General features: G+C 55.1%; 14 protein-coding genes. 4 read left to right on the forward strand and 10 right to left on the reverse strand.

The window, feature by feature from the left end; genetic code table 11:
- The first annotated feature begins 74 nt into the window (after positions 1-74).
- The gene (gene mltF, locus CSE01S_RS18250) at positions 75-1,622 is read left to right on the forward strand and encodes a membrane-bound lytic murein transglycosylase MltF (protein WP_042291485.1); all 1,548 of its coding nucleotides are present in this window, start codon (positions 75-77) and stop codon (positions 1,620-1,622) included.
- A 12-nt stretch (positions 1,623-1,634) separates the two neighbouring features.
- Here the strand turns inward: mltF and tadA are convergent, their stop codons facing one another.
- From tadA to murQ, 3 genes are all read right to left on the reverse strand, one after another.
- Positions 1,635-2,180, reverse strand: a complete 546-nt coding sequence (gene tadA / locus CSE01S_RS18255; RefSeq protein WP_042291488.1) for a tRNA adenosine(34) deaminase TadA — start codon at positions 2,178-2,180, stop codon at positions 1,635-1,637.
- Between the two features lie 24 nt (positions 2,181-2,204).
- Entirely contained in the window at positions 2,205-2,840 is a 636-nt protein-coding gene (gene yfhb / locus CSE01S_RS18260; protein ID WP_042291490.1) for a phosphatidylglycerophosphatase C, read from the reverse strand.
- 105 nt (positions 2,841-2,945) lie between these two features.
- Positions 2,946-3,863, reverse strand: a complete 918-nt coding sequence (gene murQ / locus CSE01S_RS18265) for an N-acetylmuramic acid 6-phosphate etherase (protein WP_042291493.1) — start codon at positions 3,861-3,863, stop codon at positions 2,946-2,948.
- A gap of 113 nt (positions 3,864-3,976) precedes the next feature.
- On the opposite strand from murQ, the gene CSE01S_RS18270 reads away from it, so the two are divergent.
- Together CSE01S_RS18270 and CSE01S_RS18275 are read left to right on the forward strand one after the other, a co-directional pair.
- Positions 3,977-4,825, forward strand: a complete 849-nt coding sequence (locus CSE01S_RS18270) for a MurR/RpiR family transcriptional regulator (RefSeq protein ID WP_042291497.1) — start codon at positions 3,977-3,979, stop codon at positions 4,823-4,825.
- Positions 4,826-4,880: 55 nt separating this feature from the next.
- Complete coding sequence (locus tag CSE01S_RS18275; protein ID WP_042291500.1) at positions 4,881-5,141, forward strand: YfhL family 4Fe-4S dicluster ferredoxin; 261 nt, start codon at positions 4,881-4,883, stop codon at positions 5,139-5,141.
- A gap of 82 nt (positions 5,142-5,223) precedes the next feature.
- On the opposite strand, the gene acpS is transcribed toward CSE01S_RS18275, so the two are convergent.
- The 7 genes from acpS to lepA all read right to left on the reverse strand — a co-directional run bounded on the left by acpS (position 5,224) and on the right by lepA (position 11,739).
- Positions 5,224-5,604, reverse strand: coding sequence for a holo-ACP synthase (acpS, locus tag CSE01S_RS18280; RefSeq protein ID WP_042291502.1), 381 nt, complete (start codon positions 5,602-5,604; stop codon positions 5,224-5,226).
- A complete protein-coding gene (gene pdxJ, locus CSE01S_RS18285; protein ID WP_042291504.1) occupies positions 5,604-6,335 on the reverse strand; it encodes a pyridoxine 5'-phosphate synthase in 732 nt (243 codons plus the stop codon). The genes acpS and pdxJ overlap by 1 nt, the downstream gene beginning before the upstream one ends.
- A gap of 16 nt (positions 6,336-6,351) precedes the next feature.
- Complete coding sequence (gene recO / locus CSE01S_RS18290) at positions 6,352-7,065, reverse strand: DNA repair protein RecO (RefSeq protein WP_174435354.1); 714 nt, start codon at positions 7,063-7,065, stop codon at positions 6,352-6,354.
- Between the two features lie 26 nt (positions 7,066-7,091).
- Positions 7,092-7,997 carry a GTPase Era gene (gene era, locus CSE01S_RS18295; RefSeq protein WP_042291507.1) on the reverse strand — a complete coding sequence of 302 codons (906 nt, stop codon included), beginning with the start codon at positions 7,995-7,997 and terminating at the stop codon, positions 7,092-7,094.
- On the reverse strand, positions 7,994-8,674 hold the full coding sequence (gene rnc, locus CSE01S_RS18300; protein WP_042291512.1) for a ribonuclease III: 681 nt from the start codon (positions 8,672-8,674) through the stop codon (positions 7,994-7,996). The genes era and rnc overlap by 4 nt, the downstream gene beginning before the upstream one ends.
- 274 nt (positions 8,675-8,948) lie before the next feature.
- Complete coding sequence (gene lepB, locus CSE01S_RS18305) at positions 8,949-9,923, reverse strand: signal peptidase I (RefSeq protein WP_042291515.1); 975 nt, start codon at positions 9,921-9,923, stop codon at positions 8,949-8,951.
- Between the two features lie 16 nt (positions 9,924-9,939).
- Positions 9,940-11,739 (reverse strand): translation elongation factor 4, encoded by a 1,800-nt coding sequence (gene lepA, locus CSE01S_RS18310; RefSeq protein WP_042291517.1) that lies wholly within the window; start codon positions 11,737-11,739, stop codon positions 9,940-9,942.
- Between the two features lie 230 nt (positions 11,740-11,969).
- On the opposite strand from lepA, the gene CSE01S_RS18315 reads away from it, so the two are divergent.
- Positions 11,970-12,641, forward strand: coding sequence for an SOS response-associated peptidase (locus CSE01S_RS18315; protein ID WP_042291520.1), 672 nt, complete (start codon positions 11,970-11,972; stop codon positions 12,639-12,641).
- Positions 12,642-12,984: the final 343 nt, after the last annotated feature.

Here is a 12,984-nt window from a genome sequence, read left to right on the forward strand (position 1 = left end):
CACTGATAAATACTCCTGGTCTTACTATTCCTTTTCCTACACTGAGGCAACGCACGGTACAGAGAATTAACTAATTGAAAAAATTAAAGATTAATTATCTGTTCATCGGCATCCTGACGCTGTTGTTGGCCGCCGCGCTTTGGCCCTCTATTCCCTGGTCCGGTAAAGCTGAAAGTCGTATCGCGGCGATCCAGTCGCGGGGAGAGCTGCGCGTGAGCACCATTAACTCGCCGCTGACCTATTCAACGCTTAATGGTAAGCCCTACGGGCTGGATTATGAGCTGGCGGAACAGTTTGCCAACTATCTGGGGGTGAAGCTGAAGATTACCGTACGCCAGAACATCAGTCAGTTGTTCGATGACCTGGATAACGGCGATGCCGACCTGCTGGCTGCCGGACTGGTCTATAACAGCGAACGGGTTAAAAATTACCAGCCCGGCCCGACCTATTACTCCGTCTCGCAGCAGCTGGTCTACAAAGTGGGCCAGTATCGTCCGCGTACGCTGGGCAGCGTGACGGAAAGCCAGCTGACTATCGCTCCCGGCCATGTGGTGGTTAATGATTTACAGACGCTGAAAGAGACAAAATTTCCTCAACTCAGTTGGCGAATCGAAGACAGAAAAGGCACCACGGAGCTGTTGGACGCCGTGCTTGCCGGTAAGCTGGATTACACCATTGCCGACTCTGTCGCCATCAGCCTTTATCAGCGCGTACATCCGGAACTGGCGGTCGCGTTGGATGTCACTGACGAACAGCCGGTCACCTGGTTTAGCCAACTGGACGATGACAATACGTTATCAGCCGCCCTGCTCGATTTCTTCAACAGCATCAATGATGACGGTTCGCTGGCGAGGCTGGAAGAGAAGTATCTCGGCCACGGCGACGATTTCGACTATGTCGATACCCGCACCTTCCTGCGCGCCGTTGAGGCCATGCTGCCCGACCTGAAACCCTTATTTGAAAAGTATGCTCAGGAAATTGACTGGCGTCTGCTCGCCGCGATCGCCTGGCAGGAATCGCACTGGGATCCGCAGGCTACCTCGCCGACCGGCGTTCGCGGCATGATGATGCTGACCAAAAACACGGCCCAAAGTCTGGGTCTTACCGATCGTACCGACCCGGAGCAGAGCATCAGCGGCGGCGCGCGGTATTTACAGGACATGATGAGCAAGGTGCCGGAAACCGTGCCAAAGGATGAGCGCATCTGGTTTGCGCTGGCGGCGTATAATATGGGCTATGCGCATATGCTCGACGCGCGAACGCTGACGGCGAAAACCAAAGGGAACCCTGACAGTTGGACCGACGTGAAGCAGCGTCTGCCACTGCTCAGCCAGAAGCCATATTACAGTAAGCTGACCTATGGCTACGCCCGCGGTCACGAAGCGTACGCCTACGTCGAAAATATCCGCAAGTATCAGATCAGTTTAGTGGGCTATTTGCAGGAGAAAGAGAAACGGGTCGCGGAAGAAATGAGGCTGGCGGAAGAATATCCCGTGGTATCCCCTGCGGAATTCAGCAAGCAGTCGCTGCCGCTCTCCTCCTTCCTGTCACAAGCGTCCTCCGGCTATCTGGCGGATGCCCCTTCCTTGCTGCGCCTGCCGCAGAAAAAGGACGCAGAGTAAATTGACCGCGTCCTAGTCGGATGAAAGGTGAGCGCGTGATGCGTTTTTCAGGGCTTTAATTTCCTGACGACGCATGCGAAAGAAGTCGCTGAGCAGCGTCGCGCACTTATCGCGCAGCACGCCTTCGATAACCTCTACGCGATGATTCATTCCCGGATGGTGCAGCACGTCAATAAGTGAACCGGCAGCGCCGGTTTTGGCATCTCGGGCGCCAAACACCACGCGGCTAATACGGCTATGCACCATTGCCCCTGCGCACATGACGCACGGCTCCAGCGTTACGTACAGCGTGGCGTCAATCAACCGGTAATTCTGTAACACCAGTCCGCCCTGGCGGAGCGCCATGATCTCCGCATGCGCGGTCGGATCGTGGTGACCAATCGGGCGGTTCCAGCCTTCGCCAATCACGCGGTTGTTATGCACCAGTACCGCCCCGACTGGCACTTCTCTCGCGTCCCAGGCACGCTTTGCGAGGGTAAGCGCATGACGCATCCAGTATTCGTGGCTAAATTCAACGTCTGACAAAAGGGATACTCCGGTAATCATAGCGGGCCGCATTATACACAGTAGCTATGCTTTCAACTATTCCAGTTGCTGGAGCTCTCCGCGAGGCGTGACGCGCCAACGATGCTGGCAAAAATAGAGCAACGGGTTGTCCTGTTTACTGTCGCTGTAGCCGCTGTACAGACGCAGCGGCGTACCGATTTGACGCTCAAGCTGCGCCACTTTTTCATGTCCCAGACAGCGCATCGTCAGCACCCAGCCGCCATAGCCGCGCCGCATCTGGCTGGCGATAAGATTGACCCGCGGCAGCCACGGCGTATCAAAATACACCTGCTCCACCAGCGACTGCGGCGAACCGGTAATCAGCCAGATATCGGCATCTGAACTGAGCAGATAGGTTGTCAGACGTTCCTGGACGAGCGGAAACGCCGTCACGCTTTCCCGAAACCAGCTCACAAAGTCTGCATGCAGCGTCTGCAGCCGCGCTTCGCTGTGCCCGAAGGTGCAGCCCCACAGCAGCAAACTCATTGGCCAGCGCGCTGCGCGCCCTTTTATCAGCAACGCGCCGGCAATGACCGGCAAAAGAGGCAGCACGAGCAGCGCGTTGAGAGGCTGGCGACGCAACAAATAGCGCAGGAAACTGCCGAACATGTCCTGCTGGTGCAACGTACCATCCAAATCAAAAAATACGACACGACGCGCGTTAGTGGTCAAACCTTACTCCTCTGGATCATTCAACGTCTGTCATCAGGAAACGGAAACCTGACGATAACTCCTGATCTTAGCCTAACAGATAGATCGTCACTTTTCCGGCAACAATCATTTACCCAGGCGATCCGCAGACGAGTCAGCTAACGCCGCGCGTAAAAAGCCCTGATGTTGGGCCAGCTTCTCTCTCGCCGCCGTAGCGTTAAGACCGGTCAGCGCCATCAGAATAGCGGGTTTAACGTCATAGTCGGTTTGTTTGAGAAGCGCTTCCGCGTCGTCGCGCGCAATGCCCGTCGCCTCAACCACCATCCGACAGGCGCGATCGACCAGTTTGACGTTAGTGGCCTGCATATCCACCATCAGATTCTGGTAAACCTTGCCGAACTTCACCATCGCGCCAGTGGAGATCATATTGAGCACCAGTTTCTGGGCAGTGCCTGACTTCAGGCGCGTTGAGCCCGTGAGCGCCTCGGGGCCAACGACCGGCGAAATCGCGATATCGGCTTCGCGGGCAATGGGTGAATCCGGATTACAGGAGATAGCCACCGTCGTGCAGCCCACGCCACGCGCATACTTCAGCGCCCCGATCACGTACGGTGTACGGCCCGAAGCGGCCAGTCCCACCACCAGATCCTGTGGCTTTAGGTTGATCGCGACAAGATCGTCTTCCCCCAACTGAGGATTGTCTTCTGCGCCTTCGACCGCTTTAAGCAATGCCCCCGGACCACCGGCAATCAGCCCGATAACCAGACCGTGCGGGACGCCGAATGTCGGTGGACATTCCGAGGCATCAAGCACGCCAAGGCGTCCGCTGGTCCCTGCCCCCATATAGATAATACGCCCCCCGGATTTCAACGCGTCAGCCGCGGCGTCGACCGCTCGCGCAACCTCCGGGAGAGTCGCTTTTACGGCTTCCGCTACCTGCGCATCCTGTTGATTAAAACGCTCAACCAATTTAAGCGTCGGCAGCGCATCAAGATCCATCGTTTGGGGATTGCGGGTTTCTGATACTAACGCGCCGAGATTCATATTTGCTCCTCAGGAATTTTTAATTCATATTTATCATTAATAATGGAATAGAATATTCACTAAGGCGAGCAAAATTTCAGTCTGTTGCGCCATTTCGTTTTCCGGGAGAGGTTATGAACTGTTTGATTCGTATTCGTCAGCGATATTCTGGGTTTGCGCAGAGTGATAAAAAGCTCGCGGACTATCTGCTCACGCAGCCGGATACGGCAAGACATCTTAGCTCTCAGCAGCTGGCTGCCGAAGCGGGCGTGAGTCAGTCAAGCGTCGTGAAGTTCGCGCAAAAGCTTGGCTATAAAGGTTTCCCCGCATTGAAACTGGCGCTCAGCGAAGCGCTGATGAGCGCGCCAGCCGCGCACTCTGTGCCGGTGCACAACCAGATCCGCGGCGACGATCCGTTACGTCTCGTCGGCGAGAAGTTGATCAAAGAGAACGTCGCGGCCATGCATGCCACGCTGGACGTGAATACGGAAGAGAAGCTGATCGAAAGCGTGAATCTGTTGCGCAGCGCCCGGCGCATTGTGTTGACCGGCATCGGCGCGTCGGGTCTGGTGGCGCAGAGTTTTGCCTGGAAGCTACGAAAAATCGGCCTCAACGCGGTCGTGGAGCGCGATATGCATGCGCTGCTGGCGACGGTTCAGGCGTTGACGCCAGACGATCTGCTGTTTGCCATTTCCTACAGCGGAGAGCGCCGTGAGCTGAATCTGGCGGCGGATGAAACGCTGCGCGTCGGTGGCAAGATTCTGGCTATAACCGGTTTCACCCCTAACGCCCTGCAGCAGCGGGCCAGCCACTGTCTTTATACCATTGCGGAAGAGCAGGCCACGCGCAGTGCTGCTATCTCTTCCACTCACGCACAGACGCTGCTGACCGATCTGCTGTTTATGGCGCTGGTACAGCAGGATTTAGAACATGCGCCGGAGCGGATACGCCACAGCGAGGCGCTGGTAAAAAAACTGGTTTGAGCAAAGAATGCGCGTATAATGCCCGCCCGGTTTGTGATGTTATGAGAGTTTCCTGATGGCCCTGTTAATCACCAAAAAATGCATCAACTGCGATATGTGCGAGCCAGAATGCCCCAATGAGGCGATTTCAATGGGCGAGAGCATTTATGAGATTAACAGCGACAAGTGCACCGAGTGCGTAGGCCATTATGAAACGCCCACCTGTCAGAAGGTGTGCCCTATCCCGAATACCATTTTGAAAGATCCGGCGCATGTCGAAACGGAAGAGCAACTGTGGGACAAGTTTGTTCTGATGCACCACGCCGATAAGCTGTAACGGCTGCCTGAGACCCGCCTCCGGGCCTGATAAAACAGGATGCCGTTCGGCAAGTGAATACGCCGGATGACGGCAACGCTGCTTAACTTTCAATAATGACCGTGGCGCAGGCGTAATGGCGCTCATCGGCCAGCGTCACATGCATATGAACAACACCCTGTTTCTCTGCCAGCGCTAACGCTTCCCCCCACAGCCGCAGGCGCGGTTTCCCCAGCGCATCGTTGAACACTTCAAACTGATTAAACGCCAGGCCATTGCGGATACCGGTACCCAACGCTTTTGCCGCCGCCTCTTTCACCGCAAAGCGCTTGGCAAGAAAACGCACCGGCTGCTGGTGCGTCTGCCAAATCGCCCACTCGTTGTCGCTGAGCACCCGTCTGGCAAGGCGGTCGCCGGAGCGGGAGATCACCGCTTCGATGCGGGCGATCTCCACGATATCGGTGCCTAAACCGAGGATTGCCATTAGCCGCGCGCTTCCAGCATCAGGCGCTTCATTTCCGCTACCGCCTCTTTCAGGCCGCTCATGACCGCACGCCCAATAATCGCATGGCCGATATTCAGTTCATGCATTTCCGGCAGCGCGGCAATAGCTTTCACGTTGTGGTACGTTAAACCGTGGCCCGCATTGACCTTCAGACCGAGGCTTGCTGCAAAGGTCGCCGCTTTCGCGATGCGCGCCAGCTCCTGCGCCTGGTCAGCGTCAGTTTGCGCATCGGCATAGCAGCCGGTATGGATTTCAATGTACGGCGCGCCCACCTCGGCAGCGGCTTTGATCTGTACTTCATCCGCGTCGATGAACAGCGACACGAGGATCCCCGCCTCCGCCAGACGCTTGCAGGCATCACGCATTTTGTCGCGCTGCCCGGCGACATCGAGACCGCCTTCGGTGGTCACTTCCTGGCGTTTTTCCGGCACCAGGCAGCAGAAATGCGGTTTGGTCTCCACCGCAATCGCCAGCATTTCTTCGGTCACCGCCATTTCCAGATTCATCCGCGTGTCCAGCGTCTGGCGAAGAATACGAACGTCGCGATCGGTGATATGACGACGATCTTCGCGCAGATGGACGGTGATACCATCCGCGCCCGCCTGTTCAGCAATGAACGCCGCCTGCACCGGATCCGGATACGCCGTGCCGCGCGCGTTACGCAGGGTGGCAATGTGGTCAATATTGACGCCTAACAGTAATTCAGCCATGACAATCCTCGTTTTTTTATTTTCGCTTCGGCATAAACTGCCGGAATAATTCGCGGCTCTTTAAAGGTTTTCCACCAAGATACGGCTTCAGCGCCATGCGGGTAAAGCGTTTCGCGGCGCGCAAGGTATCAGCATCGGGAAACTCGCGCTCCGCCAGCGCCCGCAACTGCCGACCGGTAAAGGTGCTGTTGTCGATCACCACGCTGGCGATAAAGCCTTTTTCCTCGCGGTAACGATAGGTCATTGTGTCATCCACCGCTTCACCGCTGCCGGCGCAGTGCAAAAAGTCCACGCCATACCCAAGGTGCCCGAGCAGCGCCAGTTCGAATCGACGCAGGGTCGGTTCGGGCGTACCGGTAGCGCCCGCCAGCGCCTGTATGCAATGCAGATAGTCGAAAAAAAGGGCCGAAAAACGGGTTTCGTGCTCAAGCACGCGGGCCAGCAGTTCGTTAACGTACAGACCACTGTATAAGGTGATACCGCTCAGTGGGAGGGCCAGAGAAACGGCTTCAGCGCTGCGTAGCGTTTTCACTTCGCCACGCCCGCCAAAGCGCACTAACAGGGGGGTAAAAGGCTGGAGAGCGCCTTTCAGGTTCGAACGTTTAGATCGCGCGCCTTTGGCAACAAGGCGCACGCGACCCGACTCTTCCGTGAAGACGTCCAGCATCAGGCTGGTTTCGCTCCAGGGACGACTATGCAGGACAAATGCGCGCTGCCAGCCTTCCATCATACTCGTCGTCTGTGCAGGACGCAGGTTTAGAGGTCGTCGACATAACCGAGACTGCGCAGCGCGCGCTCGTCGTCGGCCCATCCCGATTTCACTTTCACCCACAGTTCAAGGTGAACCGGGGCTTCGAACATCTCCTGCATGTCTTTACGCGCTTCAATGCCGATGGTTTTAATCTTGGCGCCTTTGTTGCCAATAACCATCTTTTTCTGCCCTTCACGTTCAACGAGGATCAGCCCGTTGATGTCGTAGCCGCCGCGCTCGTTAGTCACGAAACGCTCAATTTCGACGGTGACCGAATAAGGCAGCTCAGCGCCAAGAAAACGCATCAGCTTTTCACGGATGATCTCAGAGGCCATAAAGCGCTGGGAGCGATCGGTAATGTAATCTTCCGGGAAGTGATGAATGGCTTCCGGCAGGTGTTTACGCACAATACCCGCGATGGTGTCGACGTTCATCCCGGTCTCAGCGGAGATCGGTACGATGTCGAGAAAGTTCATCTGACTTGCCAGGAACTGCAGGTGCGGCAGCAGATCGGCTTTTTCCTGAACGTTATCCACCTTGTTCACGGCCAGGATCACCGGTGCTTTGCCGTCGCGCAGCTTATTCAGCACCATCTCGTCGTCCGGGGTCCAGCGCGTACCTTCAACCACGAAGATCACCAGTTCAACGTCACCGATAGAGCTGCTGGCCGCTTTATTCATCAGACGGTTGATCGCACGCTTTTCTTCCATATGCAGACCGGGAGTATCGACGTAAATCGCCTGATATGCCCCTTCGGTATGGATGCCGACAATTCGGTGACGCGTGGTCTGCGCTTTACGGGAGGTGATCGAAATCTTCTGCCCGAGCAGCTTATTTAACAGGGTGGATTTACCCACGTTCGGACGTCCGACGATGGCTATAAATCCGCAGTAGGTTTTATCTTCGCTCATTCCAGCTCCAGTTTTTTCAGCGCCTGTTCGGCGGCAGCCTGCTCCGCCTTACGACGGCTCGAACCGGTGCCTACCACCGGCTCACTCAGGCCGCTGACCTGGCAGTGGATTGTAAATTCTTGATCGTGCGCTTCGCCGCGAACCTGCACAACCAGGTACGACGGCAGCGGCAGATGGCGACCCTGTAAATATTCCTGCAAACGCGTTTTCGGATCTTTTTGTTTATCGCCCGGACTGATTTCGTCCAGACGGGTCTGGTACCAGTTGAGAATCAGTTTTTCGACGGTTTGAATATCGCTGTCGAGGAACACCCCGCCAATCAACGCTTCAACGGTGTCGGCCAGAATCGACTCACGACGAAAACCGCCGCTCTTCAGTTCTCCAGGCCCTAAGCGCAAACATTCGCCCAGATCGAATTCACGCGCCAGTTCAGCCAGCGTATTACCCCGCACCAGCGTTGCGCGCATACGGCTCATGTCGCCTTCGTCTACGCGCGGAAAACGGTGATACAGCGCATTCGCAATCACAAAACTTAAAATGGAGTCGCCAAGAAACTCTAAACGCTCGTTATGTTTGCTGCTGGCGCTGCGATGGGTTAATGCCTGCTGCAACAGCTCCTGATGAGTAAAAGTATAGCCCAGCTTCCGTTGAAGCCGATTAATTACGATGGGGTTCATGCGATACCAATAAATAAATGCGTCAACAATTCAGCACACGAAACAGACCTGATACACAGGCTATTCAGCCAGCCGCAGAGCGACAGCTTTACTTGCCTGTATATGGGGAACCAACGCTGTTTCGTGTGCCGTGGCGACCAGGAGGCGCCAACCTTAAACTTCGGGGGAATATTCTATACACAACGACAAGGGATGTCGTTAGCCTGGGGGGAATTATCTAATAAATAATTCACGTTGCCGCCACATTGACGACAACGTGAACGCTAAACCGCGATCAGTGGATCCCGCCAATACGGCTTAAACGGACGCCGGTCGGCCATTCGCCTTCCTGCTTGTCAAAACTCATCCAGATTGCGGTTGCTTTCCCCACCAGATTAGCTTCCGGGACAAATCCCCAGTAACGGCTGTCTGCGCTGTTATCCCGGTTATCGCCCATCATGAAGTACTGCCCCGGCGGCACAATCCAGGTCGCCAGTTGCTGGCCTGCCTGACGGTAATACATCCCCACCTGATCCTGCGCAATCGGCACGGTCAGAATACGGTGCGTGACGTCGCCAAGGGTCTCTTTGCGCTCGGCAAGTCGAATGCCGTTCTCTTTCGTTTCACTCTGCGGTACGTCAAAGAAGCCGCTGGTCGCCTCACCGCCGTTACGACGCGAGAACGTCTGTACGAAGTCGCTCGGCTGTACGTCGCTGTAGGTCACCGGTAAAGCATTTTCGCACGCCTGACCGGAGCGACAGCCAGGCTGAATGGTGAGTTCTTTGGCAACCGGATCGTAAGTCACTTTGTCGCCAGGCAGCCCAACCGCACGTTTAATGTAGTCGAGCTTCGGATCTTCCGGATATTTAAAGACCACGATATCGCCGCGTTTCGGATGACCGGTTTCGATCAACGTTTTCTGGTAGATCGGATCTTTAATCCCGTAAGCGAATTTCTCCACCAGGATAAAGTCACCAATCAGCAGCGTTGGCATCATTGAACCTGACGGGATCTGGAACGGCTCATAAATAAACGAACGCACGACCAGCACAATCGCCAGCACCGGGAAAACCGACGCGCCAGTTTCCAGCCAGCCGGGTTTCGGCGCCACTTTCTTCAAGGTGGCTTTATCGAGCGAATCACCAGCAGCGGCCTGCGCTGCGGCCTGACGCTCCCGACGTTTTGGCGCGAAAAAGAATTTATCCACGCACCATAAAATGCCCGTCAACAGTGTGGCAATCACCAGAATCAGGGCAAACATATTGGCCATGCCAACTCCTTAAGGGTTATTTGCTGTCTTTACCGACATGCAGAATGGCGAGGAACGCTTCCTGAGGCAGTTCGACGTTACCGATCTGCTTCATACGCTTCTTACCTTCTTTCTGCTTCTGCAGCAGTTTTTTCTTACGGCTGATATCGCCGCCATAGCATTTCGCCAACACGTTCTTACGCAGCTGTTTCACGGTAGAACGCGCAATAATGTGTGTGCCGATTGCCGCCTGAATCGCGATATCAAACTGCTGACGCGGGATCAGATCTTTCATCTTCTCCACCAGCTCACGGCCACGGCTCTGGGAGTTGTCACGGTGCGTGATCAGCGCCAGCGCGTCGACGCGTTCGTTGTTGATCAGAACGTCTACGCGCACCATATCGGAAGCCTGGAAGCGTTTGAAGTTGTAATCCAGCGACGCATAGCCACGCGATGTGGATTTCAGACGGTCAAAGAAGTCGAGCACGACTTCCGCCATCGGGATTTCATAGGTCAGCGCCACCTGGTTACCGTGGTAAACCATGTTGGTCTGCACGCCGCGTTTTTCAACGCACAACGTGATGACGTTCCCCAGATACGCCTGCGGCAGCAGCATATGACACTCTGCGATTGGTTCGCGCAGTTCATAGATGTTGTTCAGCGGCGGCAGTTTTGACGGACTGTCGACGTAGATCGTCTCTTTTGCCGTGGTTTCCACTTCGTAAACAACGGTCGGCGCCGTGGTGATGAGATCCAGATCGTATTCACGCTCCAGACGTTCCTGAATGATCTCCATATGCAGCAGCCCAAGGAAGCCGCAGCGGAAACCAAAGCCAAGCGCGGAAGAACTTTCCGGTTCATAGAACAGGGACGCATCGTTAAGGCTCAGTTTGCCGAGGGCATCACGGAAGCCTTCGTAATCGTCGGAGCTTACCGGGAACAGACCTGCGTAAACCTGCGGTTTGACCTTTTTAAAGCCCGGAAGCGCTTTGTCCGCCGGGTTACGGGCCAGCGTCAGGGTGTCGCCCACCGGCGCGCCGTGGATATCTTTAATGGCGCAGACCAGCCAACCTACCTCGCCGCATTTCAGCTCGGTACGGTCAACCTGCTTCGGCGTGAAGATGCCCAGGCGATCGGCGTTGTAGGTTTGACCGGTGCTCATGACCTTCACTTTGTCGCCTTTGCGCATGGTGCCGTTTTTAATCCGCACCAGCGACACGACGCCGAGGTAGTTATCAAACCAGGAGTCGATAATCAACGCCTGCAGCGGCCCTTCCGGGTCGCCCTGCGGCGGCGGGATATCGCGCACCAGGCGTTCCAGCACGTCGGTCACGCCAACGCCCGTTTTCGCCGAGCAGCGCACAGCGTCAGTCGCGTCAATGCCAACAATATCTTCAATCTCTTCGGCGACACGTTCCGGATCGGCAGCGGGCAGGTCAATTTTGTTCAGAACCGGCACCACTTCGAGATCCATTTCCATGGCGGTGTAGCAGTTCGCCAGCGTCTGCGCTTCAACGCCCTGCCCGGCATCCACCACCAGCAGCGCCCCTTCACAGGCGGCGAGCGAACGGGAAACCTCGTACGAGAAGTCAACGTGACCGGGGGTGTCGATAAAGTTAAGCTGGTACGTTTCACCATCTGAGGCTTTGTAATCGAGCGTTACGCTCTGTGCTTTGATGGTAATGCCGCGCTCACGCTCCAGATCCATCGAGTCGAGAACCTGCGCTTCCATTTCACGGTCAGACAGGCCACCGCAGATCTGGATAATACGGTCAGACAGCGTCGATTTACCGTGGTCGATGTGAGCAATAATGGAGAAATTTCGTATATTCTTCATAAATATGAATTTTTTAACTCGCTATGCTGATAAATTTTTCTTGATGGACACAGCGGTGGACACTCCACAGTAACTACCCCATCAACGACTGGCGTGCATATTACACTGTAGCGCCGAAATCGTCAGCATACGATCACTTGATTAACCTACGATGTAACATCTATAAGGCGTATCTTCTGTCCGGACCAGCTACTCTATACTTTTAGTATGACATTTGGCTGGAGATTTCTATGTGTGGACGTTTTGCGCAAGCCCAAACTCGTGAAGAATACCTGGCCTACCTTGCCGATGAAGGTGATCGCGACATCGCATATGACCCGGAGCCGATTGGTCGTTACAACGTGGCGCCCGGCACCAAGGTCCTGCTACTGAGCGAACGCGACGAGCAGATGCACCTCGATCCGGTGTTCTGGGGATACGCACCCGGGTGGTGGGATAAAGCACCACTGATTAACGCCCGCGTTGAGACTGCGGCCACCAGCAGAATGTTCAAGCCTCTCTGGCAGCATGGCCGGGCGATCTGTTTTGCCGATGGGTGGTTTGAATGGAAGAAGGAAGGCGATAAGAAACAGCCCTACTTCATCCACCGTGCAGACGGTCAACCAATATTTATGGCTGCGATCGGAAGCATACCGTTTGAGCGCGGCGACGAAGCTGAGGGTTTTCTCATCGTGACATCAGCAGCAGATCAGGGACTGGTCGATATACACGACCGACGGCCACTTGTGCTTACGCCGGAAGCGGCAAGGGAATGGATGCGCCAAGATGTTGGGGGGAAAGAGGCAGAAGAGATTATCGCCGACGGCTCTGTTTCAGCAGACAAGTTTATCTGGCACGCGGTTACGCGCGCCGTGGGAAATGTGAAGAATCAGGGGGCGGAGTTAATCGCGGCGACACGATGAAATGGAAAAGTGAGCAAGTACTTCCATTATGAGCGAATAGCGGACATGAGATTTTGGCAAAAAAATAACTACAAAAAACAGAGGTATAAGCATGTAAGATCATATTTTTCATTATTAACCGGTGAGGTCAGGCTTCGTACGATTATTGTGGGCTTAAGTGATGAGCTTCATGAATTTATGGCTCCCTCGTCAGGGCGGGTGTGTACCACAGCCTGATAACTCGTAGATTCCACGCGAATCTGTAATTTCAGATTCGCGTGATAGTCTCAGTTGCTAGAGTATTTACTGAGTAATATCAGGCTCCTGTTTTACAGTCTGAACCCTAGACGATTCAGGAGCCATT

It is taken from the genome of Citrobacter sedlakii NBRC 105722 (assembly GCF_000759835.1).
GTDB lineage: Bacteria > Pseudomonadota > Gammaproteobacteria > Enterobacterales > Enterobacteriaceae > Citrobacter_A > Citrobacter_A sedlakii.